This is a genomic window from Methylobacterium sp. Leaf113 (assembly GCF_001423325.1).
Lineage (GTDB): Bacteria > Pseudomonadota > Alphaproteobacteria > Rhizobiales > Beijerinckiaceae > Methylobacterium.
Genome location: NZ_LMNJ01000001.1, coordinates 130,642 through 146,957 on the forward strand (window position 1 = coordinate 130,642; position 16,316 = coordinate 146,957).

The 16,316-nt window shown below is 68.5% G+C and carries 16 protein-coding genes; 8 read left to right on the forward strand and 8 right to left on the reverse strand.

Features of this window, described 5'->3' with window-relative positions; genetic code table 11:
• The first annotated feature begins 7 nt into the window (after positions 1-7).
• Together minD and minE are read left to right on the forward strand one after the other, a co-directional pair.
• On the forward strand, positions 8-823 hold the full coding sequence (gene minD, locus ASF60_RS00595) for a septum site-determining protein MinD (protein WP_056178720.1): 816 nt from the start codon (positions 8-10) through the stop codon (positions 821-823).
• Complete coding sequence (minE, locus tag ASF60_RS00600) at positions 820-1,119, forward strand: cell division topological specificity factor MinE (protein WP_056178723.1); 300 nt, start codon at positions 820-822, stop codon at positions 1,117-1,119. Before minD ends, minE begins: the two co-directional genes overlap by 4 nt.
• Positions 1,120-1,152: 33 nt before the next feature.
• On the opposite strand, the gene ASF60_RS00605 is transcribed toward minE, so the two are convergent.
• From ASF60_RS00605 to ASF60_RS00615, 3 genes are all read right to left on the reverse strand, one after another.
• Positions 1,153-2,403: a NupC/NupG family nucleoside CNT transporter gene (locus ASF60_RS00605; RefSeq protein WP_056178726.1), complete on the reverse strand. Its 1,251-nt coding sequence runs from the start codon at positions 2,401-2,403 to the stop codon at positions 1,153-1,155.
• Between the two features lie 218 nt (positions 2,404-2,621).
• Positions 2,622-3,125, reverse strand: coding sequence for a type II toxin-antitoxin system YhaV family toxin (locus tag ASF60_RS00610; protein ID WP_443136718.1), 504 nt, complete (start codon positions 3,123-3,125; stop codon positions 2,622-2,624).
• A 6-nt stretch (positions 3,126-3,131) separates the two neighbouring features.
• Complete coding sequence (locus ASF60_RS00615; RefSeq protein WP_244478281.1) at positions 3,132-3,461, reverse strand: type II toxin-antitoxin system PrlF family antitoxin; 330 nt, start codon at positions 3,459-3,461, stop codon at positions 3,132-3,134.
• 281 nt (positions 3,462-3,742) lie between these two features.
• Here ASF60_RS00615 and ASF60_RS00620 point away from each other — a divergent pair, with 281 nt between their 5' ends.
• The 3 genes from ASF60_RS00620 (at position 3,743) to ASF60_RS00630 (ending at position 7,860) form a co-directional block, all read left to right on the forward strand.
• Positions 3,743-4,771 carry a CorA family divalent cation transporter gene (locus tag ASF60_RS00620; RefSeq protein WP_056178731.1) on the forward strand — a complete coding sequence of 343 codons (1,029 nt, stop codon included), beginning with the start codon at positions 3,743-3,745 and terminating at the stop codon, positions 4,769-4,771.
• Between the two features lie 120 nt (positions 4,772-4,891).
• Positions 4,892-7,252 carry an Orn/Lys/Arg decarboxylase N-terminal domain-containing protein gene (locus tag ASF60_RS00625; RefSeq protein WP_056178734.1) on the forward strand — a complete coding sequence of 787 codons (2,361 nt, stop codon included), beginning with the start codon at positions 4,892-4,894 and terminating at the stop codon, positions 7,250-7,252.
• On the forward strand, positions 7,252-7,860 hold the full coding sequence (locus ASF60_RS00630; protein WP_056178737.1) for a GNAT family N-acetyltransferase: 609 nt from the start codon (positions 7,252-7,254) through the stop codon (positions 7,858-7,860). Before ASF60_RS00625 ends, ASF60_RS00630 begins: the two co-directional genes overlap by 1 nt.
• Before the next feature lie 49 nt (positions 7,861-7,909).
• On the opposite strand, the gene ASF60_RS00635 is transcribed toward ASF60_RS00630, so the two are convergent.
• Together ASF60_RS00635 and ASF60_RS23315 are read right to left on the reverse strand one after the other, a co-directional pair.
• A complete protein-coding gene (locus ASF60_RS00635) occupies positions 7,910-8,125 on the reverse strand; it encodes a hypothetical protein (RefSeq protein ID WP_056178740.1) in 216 nt (71 codons plus the stop codon).
• An 89-nt stretch (positions 8,126-8,214) separates the two neighbouring features.
• On the reverse strand, positions 8,215-8,868 hold the full coding sequence (locus tag ASF60_RS23315; protein ID WP_082507699.1) for a helix-hairpin-helix domain-containing protein: 654 nt from the start codon (positions 8,866-8,868) through the stop codon (positions 8,215-8,217).
• A gap of 180 nt (positions 8,869-9,048) precedes the next feature.
• On the opposite strand from ASF60_RS23315, the gene ASF60_RS00645 reads away from it, so the two are divergent.
• Positions 9,049-10,905: an ABC transporter ATP-binding protein gene (locus ASF60_RS00645; protein ID WP_056178743.1), complete on the forward strand. Its 1,857-nt coding sequence runs from the start codon at positions 9,049-9,051 to the stop codon at positions 10,903-10,905.
• A 275-nt stretch (positions 10,906-11,180) separates the two neighbouring features.
• On the opposite strand, the gene ASF60_RS00650 is transcribed toward ASF60_RS00645, so the two are convergent.
• Positions 11,181-11,624, reverse strand: a complete 444-nt coding sequence (locus ASF60_RS00650; protein ID WP_056178747.1) for a response regulator — start codon at positions 11,622-11,624, stop codon at positions 11,181-11,183.
• The gene (locus tag ASF60_RS00655; protein WP_056178750.1) at positions 11,621-12,742 is read right to left on the reverse strand and encodes a histidine kinase dimerization/phosphoacceptor domain -containing protein; all 1,122 of its coding nucleotides are present in this window, start codon (positions 12,740-12,742) and stop codon (positions 11,621-11,623) included. Before ASF60_RS00655 ends, ASF60_RS00650 begins: the two co-directional genes overlap by 4 nt.
• Before the next feature lie 426 nt (positions 12,743-13,168).
• Here ASF60_RS00655 and ASF60_RS00660 point away from each other — a divergent pair, with 426 nt between their 5' ends.
• Positions 13,169-14,353, forward strand: coding sequence for a patatin-like phospholipase family protein (locus ASF60_RS00660; RefSeq protein ID WP_056179936.1), 1,185 nt, complete (start codon positions 13,169-13,171; stop codon positions 14,351-14,353).
• A gap of 123 nt (positions 14,354-14,476) precedes the next feature.
• A complete protein-coding gene (locus tag ASF60_RS00665; RefSeq protein WP_056178753.1) occupies positions 14,477-16,117 on the forward strand; it encodes an ABC-F family ATP-binding cassette domain-containing protein in 1,641 nt (546 codons plus the stop codon).
• A 19-nt stretch (positions 16,118-16,136) separates the two neighbouring features.
• Here the strand turns inward: ASF60_RS00665 and ASF60_RS00670 are convergent, their stop codons facing one another.
• Positions 16,137-16,265 (reverse strand): hypothetical protein, encoded by a 129-nt coding sequence (locus tag ASF60_RS00670; protein ID WP_055945825.1) that lies wholly within the window; start codon positions 16,263-16,265, stop codon positions 16,137-16,139.
• Positions 16,266-16,316: the final 51 nt, after the last annotated feature.

The window sequence follows — 16,316 nt, forward strand, 5'->3', positions numbered from 1 at the left end:
AGCTCATATGGCCAAAGTTCTGGTCGTGACATCAGGCAAGGGCGGCGTCGGCAAGACGACGACGACGGCGGCCCTCGGCGCGGCGCTCGCGCAGGCCGGCAAGAGCGTGGCGGTGGTCGATTTCGACGTCGGCCTGCGCAACCTCGATCTCGTGATGGGCGCCGAGCGCCGGGTCGTCTACGACCTCATCAACGTGGTCAACGGCGACGCCAAGCTCAACCAGGCGCTCATCCGCGACAAGCGGCTGGAGAAGCTCCACCTCCTCCCCGCCTCGCAGACCCGCGACAAGGATGCGCTCACCGACGAGGGCGTCGCCCGCGTCATGGACGAGCTGCGCGAAAAGTTCGACTGGGTGATCTGCGACTCCCCGGCCGGCATCGAGCGCGGCGCCACGCTGGCCATGCGCCACGCCGACGTCGCCGTGGTGGTGACCAACCCCGAGGTTTCCTCGGTGCGCGATTCCGACCGGATCATCGGCCTGCTCGACTCCAAGACCCTCAAGGCCGAGCGCGGCGAGACCATGGAGAAGCACCTGATCCTCACCCGCTACGACCCTGCTCGGGCCGATCGCGGCGACATGCTCAAGATCGAGGACGTGCTCGAGATCCTCTCGATCCCGCTGCTGGCCATCATCCCGGAGAGCATGGAAGTGCTGCGCGCCTCCAATGTCGGCTGCCCGGTGACCCTGAACAACCCGCTCTGCGCCCCGGCCCGCGCCTACACCGACGCCGTGCGCCGCCTCAACGGCGATGCGGTCCCGATGTCGGTCCCCACCGACAAGAAGTCCTTCCTTGACAAACTCTTCACCCGGAGGGCAGCATGAGCCTCCTCAACATGTTCAACCGGCGCGGCTCGGCGCCGGTCGCCCGCGACCGCCTGCAACTCATCCTCGCCCATGAACGGGCGGGGGTCGGCGGCTCCGATCTCGTGATGGTGCTGCGCGAGGAAATCCTCGCGGTCATCGCCAAGCACGTCGAGGTCAACAGCGACAAGGTCCAGATCCGCCTCGACCGCGGCCAGGACATGTCGACCCTCGACATCGATATCGAGCTGCCGCTCACGGCCGTCGCCAAGGCCGGTCCCGCAAAGGTCAAGGCGGTGAAACTCGCCGCCGCATGACCCTCCGCGCAAGCATCCCGGCCGGCACAGCCGTCAGGCCCCGATGAACAACCCGGCGAGCGTCGCGCTCGTCAGGTTGGACAGGGTGCCGGCCAGGATCGCGCGCAGGCCGAAGCGGGCGATTTCCGCCCTGCGCTCCGGCGCGAGGCTGGCCAGGCTCGCGAGCTGGATCGCCACCGAGGTCAGGTTGGCGAAGCCGCACAGCGCGAAGCACAGGATCGCGGCCGTGCGCGGATCGAGGGTACCGCCCTTGAGCACCGGCGAGAGCTGCGCGTAGGCCAGGAACTCGTTGAAGGCGATCTTCTGACCCAGCGCCCCGCCGACGAGACCGGCTTGATCCCACGGCACGCCCATCAACCAGGCCAGCGGCGCGAACACCGCGCCGAGAAGGCCCTCGAGGCTCAAGGCGGGATAGCCGAGCAGGCCCCCCGTCCAGCCCATGAAGCCGTTCAGCAGGGCGATCAGCCCCGTGAACGCGATCAGCATCGCCCCCACCGAGACCGCCACGGCCAGCCCCTTCTGGGTGCCGTCGGCCGCCGCCTCGATCACGTTGACCGCCCGCGTCTCGCCGAAGGTCACCCGCGTGGTCGTCACCCGCGTGGGCTCCGTCGTCGGAACCAGGATCTTGGCGTAGAGCAGGCCCCCCGGGATCGCCATGACGCTCGCCGCCAGCAGATAGTCCATCGGAACGCCGAGGGCCGCGTAGCCGGCCAGGATCGTGCCCGCCGTGGAGGCGGCCCCGCTCGACATCACGGCGAACAGCTCGGCCGAGGTCAGCGCCATCAGGAACGGCCGCAGCGCGATGGCGATCTCGCTCTGGCCGATGGCGATGGTGATCACCGCCGAGAAGGTCTCGATCGGCGAGGTTCCGATCAGCCGCCGCAGCACGGCGCCGATCCCGCGCGCGGCCGCCTGCATCACCCCGAAATGATAGAGCACCGCGATCAGCGCCGAGACGTAGAGGATCTGCGGCAGGATGCGCAGGGCGAGGATGAAGCCGCTGCCACCGAACAGCTCGAACATCCGCGGTTCGACGAGGCCGCCGAACAGGAAGGCGGTGCCCCGGTCGCCGTAATTCAGAACGGTCTGGACGAAGCCCGCCGCCGCCGCGAGGCCGGCCCGGCCGGCCGGCACGAACAGCACCAGCGCGCCCAGCGCCACCTGCAGCGCCAGGGCCGACAGCACCACCCGGGGCGAGATCGCCCGGCGGTTGGTGGAGAACAGCACCGCGACGGCGAGCAGCAGAGCCAGGCTCGCGCCCGCGTGAAAAAGCTTCTCGACCATGCCGCCCCGCTGTTTTGACGGCGCAGAGCAAGCCCGATGCCGCGGCGTTTGTCGCGGGCGAAGTCGGGGCATCCACCGAGAGCTGATCGCGGGGCGATCGGATGCCGTCGCCCCTTCGTCTCTGGACGCAGAGCGTGTTGCGCTCGTCCTCGTGGAGCGAGGCTCGCAGTCCGGTCCCGGCGATGGATTCCGCTGCGGAAAATAACGGTGGTCGTCGTTCAATCCGGACGAGGCCGCGCACGCTTCTTCGGCTTGGCCTTTTCGAGGCGCTCAGTAACCGCCTTTGTCGATGCCGACGCCAGCAACGTTTGCCAGTCGTCGGGAGGGTTGCCTTTGTCGAGCATTCCCTTGAACACAAGATACGCGTCGGTCTTCGAGCCGTAGGTCCGCAACGTGTTCTCATCGTTCACCCAGGCATAGATGACGACCTTTGCCTTGCTGTCATAACGGAAGAACAGGCGGAATCGGCCGTTGCCGAACTTGGCCCGAAACCAATGCTTTCGGGACCGCCCGAGTGTGTCGCCCTGGCGATATTCCTGCCGTGTCGGATCGGACGGAATCGTCTCGAAGATCAATTTCGCGATCATGGCGAGGAGCTTCGCCTGCGCCGTGGCCTGATAGCCTTTCGGATCGGCCGCCTTGGCTGCTTCGACAGCCGCCGTCGCCCTCTCGAGCTGATCGAGGAACAGTGGATGGGCGAAGATCGTCCAGCCATCGGTCATCATGGCTCAGAGCGTCACGGCTCCGTCGATATCTTCATTGAGATCGACGTTCATCCCGTCCGTGAGCGCCGTCATGCGTTCCGCGAGGCCAGCGGGGAAAGCCGCGATGTTCGCCGGGTTGCGGACCATGTCCTGCGCGAGGAACGCCAGGAATCCCTCGATTACCGGGTCCGTCTCCTCCTCCGCCTTGAGCAGGCTCACGCGACCGAACTCGTCGACGACGTAGGCGATCTCGCCGCCATAGCTCACGCCAAGTGCCCGACGCACGGCCTTGGGTACCGTCGTCTGACCCTTCGTGGTGATCTTGCTCCGCTCGCGAACCAGGATCGCCATCATAGCCTCTACCGTTTGTAAGGAAAATTCCTTACTTCGCGGATGGGTAACTGGCAAGACGCGAAGTTCGCTGACGGTTCAGGATCGCGCTTTGCGATCGGGCGCCGAGCGTCCAGATTCGCTCGTGAGGCGTGACGGTGTCCGATGATCTTGGACCATCGGCGGGGGGTGGAACGCCCCAGATCTCAAGGCATCCCTGAAGAACGGGCTGTCATGACAGTGTCGCCCGCGCCTGCGATCCAGCCGCGACCGGCGGCGGTTTGCCGGCAACGGGGCTGCCCGCGATGCCGCGCCTTCTCACCGACGTCACCGACCTGCCGTGCCTGCTCTTCGCCATGGTGTTCGACGCCGAGGGCTGCGGGCGGCTTCTGGAGACCGGCGGCGGCCTGCCCGAGCCCGTCGCCGACGGCTTCCTCTGGCTGCATCTCGACCTTGTCGATGCGCGCCTCGACGAGCTGATCGCCGCCGGGCGCTTCGGGCCTCCGGCGCTCGCCGCTGCCACCTTCGCCCGCGACGGTCACCAGCGCGTGGTCATCGAAGGCAGCGATCTCGGCCTCGTGATCGCGGACCGGGAGCGCGAATTCGGCGGCCGCACCGCGGACGAGCCGGCCGGGCGTCTGCATTGCGTCCTGGGCGAACGCCTGCTGGTCAGCGGGCGCCGGCATGCCACCGCCGCCGCCGAGGCCGCCCGCGATGCGGTGCTGGCCGGGCGCTGCGTTCCGGCTCCGGCGGGGCTGCTGGAGCTGTTCGTCACCAGCGTCGCCGCCGCCCTCGATGCCTGCGCCCGGCGCTTCTCCGACGACCTCGATGCCATCGAGGACCGGATGCTCGACGAGGACCAGCCCGACGACCCGAAACCGCTGGCGCCGATCCGCCGGCAGGCCGTGCGCCAGCATCGCCAGCTCGCGGGCCTCAGCGCGGTGTTCCACCGCCTCGAATCCGAGACCGAGGAGGCCGACGACGCCCTGCCGGTGGCGGTGGTGAGCATGGCCGCCCGCGTGGTCCAGCGGCTCGATTCGCTCCACCGCGACATGCTGGTCCTGTCCGAACGCAGCCGCCTGCTGCAGGACGAGATCGCCGGCCGCACGGCCGCCGAGACCAACCGCCAGCTCTTCACCCTGTCGATCCTCACCGCTTTGTTCCTGCCGCCGACCCTGGTGACGGGCGTGTTCGGCATGAACACCAAGGGGCTGTTCCTCGGCGATTTCGAGAACGGCTCGCTCGTCGCCCTGGTCCTCTGCGGCCTCGCGGCGCTGGCCGTCTACGGCATGATCCGCCGCCTCGGGCTCGTCAAACGGCGTGCCGGATCGTAAGCCGGCTTTCTGTCGCACGGCCCGGAGCCTGAAAACACCGCCGCCGCCGCAGGATCGTCATCGAAGCGTCACGTCCCGTCGCGAACGGTGCGCCAACAGCCTTCTGGAGCCTTTCCCCGCATGGACTTCTTTCGCCGCTTCACCGTCCTGATGTGCGCGCCGAACTTCGATCCGGACGACCTCGAGGGTGTGCGCGTCCAGCAGATCATCGGTTCGGTCGAAAAGCTCGGCTTCGAGGTGGTACGGGCGCGCCGCGTCGAGGACGCGGCCATCGCGGTCCAGACCGATTCGGCCATCGGCTGCATGGTGGTGGATTGGGGCAAGCGCGGCCTCGACGGCAAGGCGGCCGCCCTCATCAACCTCATGCGCAAGCGCGGGCTGGAAATGCCCATCGTGATCATGGTCCGCCGCAAGCGCCTGGAGGACATCCCCGTCGAGGTGCTGGACTTCATCGACGGCTACATCTTCCTCGCCGAGGAAACCCCGGACTACATCGCCCGCGGCCTGGTGAGCCGGGTCAAGCAATATGCCGAGACCCTGAAGACGCCGTTCTTCGGCGCGCTGGTCGACTACGCCGAGCAGGGCAACCAGCTCTGGACCTGCCCCGGCCACAACGGCGGCATCTTCTACAACCGCTCGCCGATCGGGCGCATCTTCGTCGAGCATCTCGGCGAGGCGGTGTTTCGCGACGACCTCGACAACTCGGTGCTCGATCTCGGCGACCTCCTCGTCCACGAGGGGCCGGCCCTGAAGGCGCAGAAGGAGGCGGCCGTCATCTTCGGGGCCGAGAAGACCTACTTCGTCCTCAACGGCACCTCGGCCTCCAACAAGATCGTGCTCTCGGCCCTGGTGGCGGAGGGCGACCTCGTGCTGTTCGACCGCAACAACCACAAGGCCGCGCATCACGGCGCCCTTTTCCTCGGCGGCGCGATCCCGGTCTTCCTGGAGACCGACCGCAACGCCTACGGGCTGATCGGCCCGATGTACCACGAAGCCCTGGACGAGACGCGCATCCGCGAAAAGATCCGCGACAACCCGCTGATCACCGACCCGGAGGCCTGGCGCCGCGAGCGGCCGTTCCGCGTGGCCGTGGTCGAGCAATGCACCTACGACGGCACGATCTACAACGCGCAGATGATCCTCGATAAGATCGGGCATCTCTGCGACTACATCCTCTTCGACGAGGCCTGGGCGGGCTTCATGAAGTTCCACCCGCTCTTCGCCGGACGCTTCGCCATGGGCCTGAAGGGCCTCGACGAGACCTCGCCCGGCATCATCGCCACCCAGTCGACCCACAAGCAGCTGGCGAGCTTCTCCCAGGCCTCGCAGATCCACACCAAGGACAGCCACATCCGCGGCCAGACCCGGCGGATCGAACACCGGCGCTTCAACGAGACCTTCCTGGTCCACGCCTCGACCTCGCCGTTCTATCCCCTGTTCGCCTCCCTCGATGTCGGCGCGCAGATGATGAAGGGCCGCTCCGGCGTCGTCCTGTGGGACGATACCATCCGGCTCGGCATCGAGTGGCGCAAGAAGGTGCGCGCCATCCGCCGCGAGTTCGAGGAGAAGGAGGGCGATCCGCTCAAGCGCTGGTTCTTCGACCCCTTCGTGCCGGACACGGTCAAGGGACCGGACGGCCGGGTGCCGTGGGAAAGCCTCTCGACGGACGAGCTCGCCAGCAACGTGAAATATTGGGAGCTGACGCCGGGCGCCGACTGGCACGGCTTCACCCACGTGGCGCCCGACTACGCGATGACCGACCCCAACAAGCTCACCGTGCTGACGCCGGGCTTCAACCGGCACACCGGGGAATATGCCGAGCATGGGGTGCCGGCGCCGATCGTTGCCCAGTACCTGCGGGAAAACCGCATCGTGCCGGAGAAGAACGACCTCAACTCGCTGCTCTTCCTGCTGACGCCGGGTGTCGAATCCTCCAAGGCCGGCACGCTGATCTCGGGGCTGGTCGCCTTCAAGCGCCTGCACGACGACAACGTGCCCCTCGAGGAGGCGATGCCCGAGTTCGTGCGGCGGCGGCCCAACCGCTACAAGGGCGTGCGCCTGCGCGACCTCTGCGCCGACTTCCACGCCTTCCACCGCGAGCACGGCACCAGCACGCTCCAGCGCAAGCAGTTCGAGCCGGGCCACCTGCCCGAGATGGTGATGACGCCGAAGGAGGCGGTCCAGCAGCTCACCCGCAACAACGTCGATTACGTTCCGATCGCGGAGGCGGAGGGTCGTGTGGCGACGACCTTGCTTCTGGTCTACCCGCCGGGCATCGGCACGGTGCTGCCGGGCGAGCGATTGGACGAGCGGGCCAAACCTATGCTGGACTACTTCAAGATGTTCGAGCGCTCCGCGAACCTGTTCCCGGGCTTCGAGGCCGAGATCCAGGGCGTGTTCCGCGACGTCGATCCGGATGGGACGATCCGGTTCCACACCTACGTCATGCGAGAGCCCCGCGTCATGCGCGAGAGCCGCTGATGGCGGGCGCGGCCGAGAGTGATCCCGACCTCGTCATCCGGCCCTCGTCGGATGCCGACGTGCCCGACATGGTGGACATCTACGCCCATCACATCCGGCGCGGCGTCGGCGATGTCGGGGATTTCGAGGCGCACCCGCTCCACCCGGACGACCTGAAGAAGCGCCGGAAGGCCATGCGCAAGAAGCGCCTGCCGCACCTCGTGGCCGACCGCGACGGGATCGTGGCCGGCTACGCCTACGCGGTTCCGTTCCGCAAGCGCCCGGCCTACCGCTACACCCTGAAGCACTCGATCTATGTCCACCACGAGCACCTGAACGCCGGGATCGGCCGGCGCCTGCTGCCGGCGCTGATCGAGGCCTGCGCGGCGGGTGGATACCGCCAGATGATCGGCTACATCGACGCGCAGAACGAGGCGTCCCTGCGCCTCCACGAGGCCTGCGGCTTCGTCCGCGTCGGGCTGCTGCCGGCGGTGGGCTACAAGTACGGGCGCTGGAGCGACAGCGTCATGGTCCAGTGCGCGCTCGGCACGGGGTCTTCCGACCAGCCCGGCACCTGGACGCGCCCGGTGGAAGCCGTGGTCGCCGAGCACGACTGGATCGGCAAGTAGGAGGCGGACGCGGACGCGCCGAGGCGCGTCGCAGGTTCGCCGCCCCGGCCTATTGCTGCGTCCGGTTGATCAGCGCCTGAAGCGCCCGGGCGACCGCCTCGCTGACGTTCTTGCGGTACTTGCGGTGGACGAGCTGACCGTTGTGATAGATGTCGTGCTCGACATAGAGCTTCTCGCCGTCCCAGCGGACGATGTTGTCGGTCTCGGTGGTCTCCTCGACGCCGAGATCCTCGCGAAAGGTAACGCCCCCGGCTTGCGCAAACATGGCTCGTCCCTGGTGATCGAAGCGGCTTTCCGGCTTCCTGGGCTGGCATTGTAGGCAGGCGCCGCGCGGTGCGCTACCCGAAACGGGTTTCAGCGCACCGTGACCTGATCCTTGATCCGCTCGTACACCGCGCGGCTGAGGACGCGCTTCGACAGCAGCTCGCCGACGGAGGCATAGGGGCGCTTCTGCGCGATCGCGCGTCCGATCATGCCGCCGCCCCTGAGGGCGTTCAGCTCCGAGACGCTGCCCGTATTGAGGTCGATCACCGCCACGCCGCGCGGTCCCGCCGTTTCGGCGGCGTTGTCGATGGCCTGCTCGCCGGTGAACGGCGACGCCGGGCGGGCAGGGTGCCCGTTGCTGCGGCCGGGCGCGGGTGAGGCGGGCGGCGAGGAAGGCGGAAAGGCAGGCATCCGCGCGTCGGCGGTTGGAGTGGGAGCCGGGGCGGCCATCGGCGGCGAGGTCGGGGCTGGTGGTGATGCCGGGGCGGGCATGGGCGATGCCTGCGGCGCGGGTGCCGGCACGACAGGGCTCACCGGCCGCGTCACCGCCGGCGGGACCACCGCCTGGGTTCCGGCCTTCCCGACGGAGGGCGGAGGAGTCACGGTCCGCGTCTCGGCCGAAGGCTCGGTCGCCGTTTCGGTCGCGCCGTCCCCATGCGGCCGGAGAAACTGGATGATCCCGGCAAGGACAGCCGCCACCACGATCAGGATGCCGACCCGCAGGATCGCTGAACCGCTGAGCATCGTGGGCGGCCTCGCCTTGGTGAACATTCGGTGACGACTACCATAGGGCGCAAAGCCACGTCTCGCCGTCGAACCCTCTGTCCTCAAGAGCTTAGGGCCTCCGGCTGCGACACGGACGCGGCCTGGACGCGACGCGAACGGGATCGACGGGGGCACCGGTCCCGGTCATGGTCCCGCTCGATGCTCGAACGTCTTGCTCTTCCCTCCGCGTGGACCGCGCGCCTCGGCGCCCTGCGCCACGTGCCAGCCCTGTTCCGCCTGGTCTACGCCGCCAGTCCCCGCCTGCTCATGGCGAGCCTCGGCCTTCGCCTCGCGCGGGCGAGCCTGCCCGTCGCCATGCTCTACCTTGCCAAGCTCATCCTCGACGCGATCGTGGCCGAGCATGCCCGGCCCCACCCGGGCGGCCTCGGCCCGGAAGCCTGGCTGGCCGATCCGGCCCTCCGGCACCTCGCCCTTCTGGTAGCGGCGGAGTTCGGGCTCGCCATCCTGGCCGACCTCCTGGGGCGGGCCAGCACCCTCGTCGACGGGCTGGTGGCCGACCTCTACGGCAATGCCGCGACCCTGAAGCTGATGCGCCACGCCGCCGATCTCGACCTCGAGCAGTTCGAGGACAGCACGCAGCAGGACCAGCTGGAGCGGGCGCGCCGTCAGGTCACGGGCCGCTCGAACCTTCTGTTCCAGCTCTTCGGCCAGGGCCAGGATCTCATCACCCTGGTGGCCTTCGCCCTCGGCCTCGTGGCCTTCGCGCCCTGGCTGATCCTGCTGCTCGTGGTTGCCCTGGTGCCGGCCTTCCTCAACGAGACCTACTTCAACCGCGAGGGCTACCGCCTGGCCTGGACGCGCACGCCGGAGCGGCGCGAGATCGACTACCTGCGCTTCCTCGGTGCCAGCGTCGAATCCGCCAAGGAGGTGAAGCTGTTCGGCCTGAACGGCTACATCGCCGAGCGCTACCGGGGACTCGCCACCAAGCTCGTGGCCGACAACCGCGCCCTGGCCCTGCGCCGGGCCGGCTGGGGCGGGGCCTTCGCCGCCCTGGGGACGCTGGCCTACTATCTCGCCTACGCCACCATCGTCTGGCGCACGGCCGCGGGACAGTTCTCGATCGGCGATCTCGCCTTCCTGGCCGGCTCGTTTCAGCGCCTGCGCAGCCTGATCGAGGGCCTGCTGCTGGGCTTCTCGCAGATCGCCGCGCAGGCGCAGTACCTCGACGACCTGTTCTCGTTCTTCGGGGTGGTGCCGGCGATCCGCTCGCCCGCGATCCCCGCGCCCCTGCCGCGCCCGATCCGGAGCGGGATCGTCTTCGAGGCGGTCGGCTTCCGCTATCCCGGCACCGAAACCTGGGCGGTGCGCAACCTGAGCTTCCATCTGGCGGCCGGCGAGGTGCTGGCCCTGGTGGGCGAGAACGGCGCCGGCAAGACCACCATCGTGAAGCTGCTCACCCGGCTCTACGACCCGACGGAAGGCCGCGTGCTCCTCGACGGCCTGCCCCTCTCCGCCTACGATCTCGACGACCTGCGCAGCCGGATCGGGGTCATCTTCCAGGACTTCGTGCGCTTCAGCTTCACCGCCCGCGAGAACGTCGCGGTGGGCCGCATCGATGCGCGCGACGATGACGAGCGGGTCACCCGGGCCGCCGGCCGCAGCCTGGCCGACGAGGTCATCAGGCGGCTGCCGCTCCAGTACGACCAGCCCCTGGGCAAGCGCTTCGCCGAGGGCGTCGACCTCTCGGGAGGCGAGTGGCAGAAGATCGCCATCGCCCGCGCCTATATGCGTGAGGCCGAGATCCTGATCCTCGACGAGCCCACGGCCGCCCTCGATGCCAGGGCCGAGTTCGAGGTGTTCCAGCGCTTTCGCGAACTGAGCCACGGGCGCACGGCGGTGCTGATCTCGCACCGCTTCTCCACCGTCCGCATGGCCGACCGCATCCTCGTCCTCAATGGCGGAACGGTCATCGAATCGGGAAGCCACGCCGAGCTACAGGCCCTCGGCGGCCGCTACGCCGAATTGTTCGAACTCCAGGCGGCCGGCTACCGCTGAAGCGATGTGACCGGCGTGCGGACATTCGGCCACCCGCCCGCCGCCCGAGGGGGCGAACGGGTGTGGGCAAACTCTGAGCGCCTGGGACCGTCTGCTGCCGGCCCCGTGCAGACGGTCGGACGGTCTGCTTTCAGACTTGATGAAACGGCGCCGTATGACCGAAGCAGGGGAAAAATCCGGCGCCATTGAGGGTAATAAGGTTCGCGGTGAAGGGCTGGAGTTCCCAAGCCACTCCTCCCGCACCTTCGGTGCGGGGTCGGAACGTCAGATGTCGCTCACGCGCCGCCGAGGCTCGCCAGATAGGCCGGTGCGAGGGAGAGGCCGAGGGGTTGCGGGGCGCGGGGCGGCGGGCTGCGCACGCATTCGCTGAAATACGCGATCGTGTCGAAGATCGCGGCTTCGGTGAAGGGCTTCGGGATGGCGCCGGCCGCACCCTCGAAATGATCCGGGATGTGCTGGGCGTTGGCCGTGACGAAGATCAGGACCATCGCGTCTTCGCTGCGCAGGGCCCGGACGATGTCGATGCCGGACGAACCGCCCCGCAATTGGAGATCGACGAAGACGAGGTCCGGCCGGGTCTCCCGGGCGACCCGGATCGCCTCGTCGGAGGTCGCGGCGGTGCCGACCACGATGTGGCCGGCATCCTCCACGAGAAACTCCAGCTGCATCAGGATGAGCGCTTCGTCTTCCGCGATCAGGACCCGCAGGGGCTCGCTCACGTGCTGTCCTTTGCGCCCGGCGTTTCGCGCGGCAGGCGGATCTCGATCAGGGTCCCGGGATGGCCCGGCTGCCAGGTCAGGCTGGCATTCAACTGGCGCGCCAGGCTCTCCACCAGGCGCTTGCCGAAGGAGCGCGCCCCCACGACGTCCGGGGGCATGCCGATGCCGTCATCGACGATCCGGATGCCGAAGAAGCGACCGTCGGGATGGACGCGGATCGAGAGGCGACCCGGCCGGTCGCCCGGGAAGGCATGCTTGAGCGCATTGGTGATGAGTTCGTTCATCATCAGGGCGACGGGCGGCGCCTTCTCGACCGGAACCTCCACGGGCTCCAGGTCCAGGTGCAGGGTGATGCCGGCATGGCCCGAGCCGCGCACGAGGTCCGTGGCGAGTTCCCGGGTGAATTCCGCGACGTCGAAGCGCTCCACGTCGCGCGACTGGTACAGGCGCTTGTGCACCGTGCCCAACGCCTCGACGCGCGTGAGCATCGACTTCATCGCGTCGCGGGCCGTCGGATCGGTGATACTGCGGGTCTGCATGGTGAGGAGTGAGGCCACCATCTGCAGGTTGTTCTTCACCCGGTGGTCGACCTCGTGGACCAGCATGGTCTTGGCCGCCAGGGCATCGGACAGTTCCCGCGTCCGCCGCGCGACCTCGCGCTCGAAATGCTCCTTCTCGTTCTGCGTCCGCATCTGCGCGTCGACCCGGTCGGTGACGTCGAGCTGCGAGGCGAAGAAGAAATGCAGGTCCCCGCCTTCGGTGATCACCGGGCTCATGTACAGCGCGTTCCAGAACGGGCTGCCGTCCTTGCGGTAGTTCAGGATGTCGATGGCGATGTCGCGCCGGGCATCGACCGCGGCCCGGATCTGCCCGATGGCGTTCGGGTCGGTGTCCTGCCCCTGCAGGAAACGGCAGTTCTGCCCCATGATCTCGGAGCGCTCATAGCCCGAGAGACGCAGGAAGGCGTCGTTGACGAAGACGATCGGGTTGTCGTCGAGGCGCGGGTTGGTGACGATCATCGCCATACGGGTGGCACGGATCGCGGCGGCGAAGGGATCGCCCTTGCCGCCCTCGACCCTGAGGTCGCTCGTGAGGTGCCACGCGTCGTCTCGTTCCATCGTCTCTCGCCTCGTCCTCGTCCCGCTGACACGTGGGGCCTTCCCGCCCGCGCCGACCTCGTCACGACCGTCGACGGCATGCGGGCGACACGGCTGACCCGCGCGGGGCGATCAGTCGGCGTGGGCAGGCTTCACGATGGTAATAGGGACGTCGGATCACCCCGGCGGCGGACAACCGCTGCCGTACGGTGCTCCAACGGCTTCGCCCCTTGGAAGTTCATTTGACATCGCCGCGCGCCGGGATCGCGGTTTTCCGCACCCGCGCGTGGCGAATGTCGGCGGACGCGCTCGGATTGCTGCGCGAATGCCACACCCCGCATCTGTCGCGAGGCTTGGCCGCAAGACGACAACTGCCAAGCTGCTTTTCCCGTGCTAGGATTACCCCGGGGTTGGGCCTCCGGAATTCTGGCAGTGGACATCTCGAACATGCGTCGTCTCCGATGGGCTCGGGCGGGCTTTGCCCTGCTCCTGGCCGGACAGCTCGCAGCCTGTGGCTCCACGCCGCGCATTCCCTATACGGCCGATGAGGCCGCCGCCGCCGTGCTGCCGGGGCTCGATCCGAATGTCCGCGCCTACGCGGATGCCTCGGAAAAGACCTTCACCGAGATGTCGGCGCGGCCCGAGAACAGCCGGGTTCCGTTCGCGTACCTGGCGCTCTCGGGCGGCGGCGGCGACGGGGCCTACGGGGCCGGCCTGCTGAACGGCTGGACCGAATCCGGCAAGCGTCCCGAGTTCTCCCTGGTCTCCGGCGTCTCCACGGGCGCGCTGATCGCGCCCTTCGCGTTCGTCGGGCCGGAATACGACGCCATTCTGAAGGACATCTACACCAGCGGCATCGCCTCGACCCTGGTGCAGTCGCCGAGCTTCGCCAACGTGCTGTTCGGCTCCGGCCTGTTCGGGGACGGGCGCCTGCGCGACCTCGTGCGCCGCTACGTCACGCCGGACCTGCTCACGGCCATCGCCGCGCAGCACGCCAAGGGCCGGCGCCTCCTCGTGGTGACGACGAATCTCGACGCCCAGCGCGCCGTGATCTGGAACATGGGCGCCATCGCGGCCAGCGGCGGCCCGGCCGCCCTCGACCTGTTCACGGACGTGCTCACCGCCTCGGCCAGCATCCCGGCCGTGTTCCCGCCCCAGCTCATCGACGTCCAGGCAGCGCAGCGCACCTTCCAGGAGATGCATGTCGACGGCTCGGTGGTGACGCCGGTGTTCACCCTGCCGCAATCGTTCCTGCTGCGCGACGCCCGCTTCAAGGCGGGCGCCAAGTCGGACATCTACGTCATCATCAACGGGCGCCTGGAGCCGGAATTCGATCTCGCCCAGAACAACACGCTCTCCATCGTCGAGCGTTCGTTCACCACCGCCAGCCGCGCCCGCAGCCGCGCCACCCTGGCCTCGACCTACGCCTTCACCCGCGGCAACGGCATCGGCTTCAACCTCGCCTATATCGATGAATCGGCGCCCAACACCTCGACGGCGCGCGGCTTCGACACCGGCTACATGCGCAGCCTGTACGAGACCGGGTACCAGACCGGCCGCACCGGGACATTCTGGCGCAAGACCGTGCCGGTCGCGCCCCTGGTGAAGGCGTCGGTGGTCGCGGCCCAGTAATGCGCGTCGCACGAGGGGGTCGGATGCGTGCCGCCCCCCTCGCGCTCCATGGTGCGCTGCGATAGAGCGAAGGCATCGCGTCAGGGTTCATTCGGTGCCCGCGCCCCCGGCGAGCCCCCCGCAATGATCCAGATCGAAGACCTCACCTTCAGCGCCTGGGGCCGACGCTTCTTCGACCGTGCCAGCGTGGCGGTGCCGCCCGGCTCGAAGGTCGGGCTCGTCGGTCGCAACGGCGTCGGCAAATCGACCCTGTTCAAGATCATCCTGGGCGAGCTGCAGCCCGACGGCGGCGCCATCCTGCTGCCGAAGACCGCCCGCGTCGCCTCCGTCGACCAGGAACACCCCGCGACCCCGGTCAGCCTGATCGACACGATCCTGGCGGCCGACGTGGAGCGCGATGCGCTGAACACCGAACTCGAGACCGCCGAGCCGGAACGCCTGGGCGAGATCTATGCCCGCCTCATCGAGATCGATGCCGACCGGGCCCCGGCCCGGGCCGGCGAGATCCTGGCCGGCCTCGGCTTCTCGGTGGAGGACCTGACCCGTCCGATGGCGGAGTTCTCCGGCGGCTGGCGCATGCGCGTGGCCCTCGCTGCGGCGCTGTTCGCCGAGCCGGACATGCTGCTCCTCGACGAACCGACCAACTACCTCGATCTCGAGGGCGCCCTCTGGCTGGAAGCCCGGCTCAAGCGCTATCCGCACTCGGCCCTGATCATCAGCCACGACCGCGAGCTGCTCAACAATTCGGTCGATGCGATCCTGCACGTGGCCGGAGGCAAGCTCGAACTCTACACCGGCGGCTACGACGATTTCGAGAAGCGCCGGGCCGAGAAGGCCCGTCTCCAGGCCTCGACCAAGCAGAAGCAGGAAGCCGAGCGCGCCCATCTGCAGAGCTTCATCGACCGCTTCAAGGCCAAGGCCTCGAAGGCCGCGCAGGCGCAGTCCCGCGTCAAGCGCCTCGCCAAGCTGGAGCCGATCGCCACCACCATCGAGGAGCACGTGGCGCCGTTCCACCTGCCTTCGCCGAAGCGCCCCCTGGCGCCGCCGCTGATGCACCTGACCGACGCCACCATCGGGTATGGCGACGATGCGCCGGTCCTGCGCGACCTCAACCTGACCCTCGACGTCGACGACCGCATCGGGCTGCTCGGGGTCAACGGCGCCGGCAAGTCGACCTTCGCCAAGATGGCGGCGGGCGCGCTCCAGGTGCGGGACGGGCGGATGGTGCGGGAAGGGCGGGTGCAGGTCGGCTGGTTCCACCAGCACCAGATCGAGGCCCTCGACCCGAAGGACACCCCGCTCGCCATCATCCGGCGCGAGCGTCCCGACGACAGCGAATCGGGGAGGCGCGCCAAGCTCGCGAGCTTCGGGCTCGGGTTCGACAAGCAGGAGACGACAGTGGACGCGCTCTCGGGAGGAGAGCGGGCGCGCCTGCTCCTCAACCTCGTGGCCATGCAGGCGCCGCACCTGCTCATTCTGGACGAGCCGACCAACCACCTCGATATCGACAGCCGGAGGGCGCTCCTCGACGCGCTGAACGATTACGGCGGGGCGGTCATCCTCATCACCCACGATCGCTCGCTGATGGAGCTGGTGGCGGATCGCCTGTGGCTGGCGGCCGACAACACGGTCAAGCCGTTTGCCGGGGACATGGACGATTACGCGAAATTCGTGCTCGACCGGACCCGCGCCGGTCAGCGCGCGCCCGGGCAGGGCCGCGAAAAGCCGGGTCGCGACAAGAAGTCCAAGCGCCGGGCGGCCTGAGCCGCCCGGCTTGCCGGCTTCACTTCCGGAGGATCTTGGTCACGAGGCGGCCGAGGGGCGTGCCGGAATCGTAGTTGCGGTCGTCGCGGACCACGGGACGGTCCTCGTTGCCGAGGAGCTTGGTGACGATGCGTCCGATCAGGCTCATGGTGTGACCCTCTTGCGATGTGGGGCGCCGGGCAGGAACGGCGCAGCTTGA

Bases quoted from the DNA above. Each gene is read 5' to 3' on its own strand.
- minE (WP_056178723.1), top strand. From the start codon at position 820: ATGAGCCTCCTCAACATGTTCAACCGGCGCGGCTCGGCGCCGGTCGCC.
- ASF60_RS00625 (WP_056178734.1), top strand. From the start codon at position 4,892: ATGGACTTCTTTCGCCGCTTCACCGTCCTGATGTGCGCGCCGAACTTC.
- ASF60_RS00670 (WP_055945825.1), bottom strand. From the start codon at position 16,265: ATGAGCCTGATCGGACGCATCGTCACCAAGCTCCTCGGCAACGAGGAC.
- ASF60_RS00610 (WP_443136718.1), bottom strand. From the start codon at position 3,125: ATGACCGATGGCTGGACGATCTTCGCCCATCCACTGTTCCTCGATCAG.
- ASF60_RS00605 (WP_056178726.1), bottom strand. From the start codon at position 2,403: ATGGTCGAGAAGCTTTTTCACGCGGGCGCGAGCCTGGCTCTGCTGCTC.
- ASF60_RS00655 (WP_056178750.1), bottom strand. From the start codon at position 12,742: ATGGAACGAGACGACGCGTGGCACCTCACGAGCGACCTCAGGGTCGAG.
- ASF60_RS00645 (WP_056178743.1), top strand. From the start codon at position 9,049: ATGCTCGAACGTCTTGCTCTTCCCTCCGCGTGGACCGCGCGCCTCGGC.
- ASF60_RS00660 (WP_056179936.1), top strand. From the start codon at position 13,169: ATGCGTCGTCTCCGATGGGCTCGGGCGGGCTTTGCCCTGCTCCTGGCC.
- ASF60_RS00615 (WP_244478281.1), bottom strand. From the start codon at position 3,461: ATGATGGCGATCCTGGTTCGCGAGCGGAGCAAGATCACCACGAAGGGT.
- ASF60_RS00630 (WP_056178737.1), top strand. From the start codon at position 7,252: ATGGCGGGCGCGGCCGAGAGTGATCCCGACCTCGTCATCCGGCCCTCG.
- minD (WP_056178720.1), top strand. From the start codon at position 8: ATGGCCAAAGTTCTGGTCGTGACATCAGGCAAGGGCGGCGTCGGCAAG.
- ASF60_RS23315 (WP_082507699.1), bottom strand. From the start codon at position 8,868: ATGCTCAGCGGTTCAGCGATCCTGCGGGTCGGCATCCTGATCGTGGTG.
- ASF60_RS00665 (WP_056178753.1), top strand. From the start codon at position 14,477: ATGATCCAGATCGAAGACCTCACCTTCAGCGCCTGGGGCCGACGCTTC.
- ASF60_RS00635 (WP_056178740.1), bottom strand. From the start codon at position 8,125: ATGTTTGCGCAAGCCGGGGGCGTTACCTTTCGCGAGGATCTCGGCGTC.
- ASF60_RS00620 (WP_056178731.1), top strand. From the start codon at position 3,743: ATGCCGCGCCTTCTCACCGACGTCACCGACCTGCCGTGCCTGCTCTTC.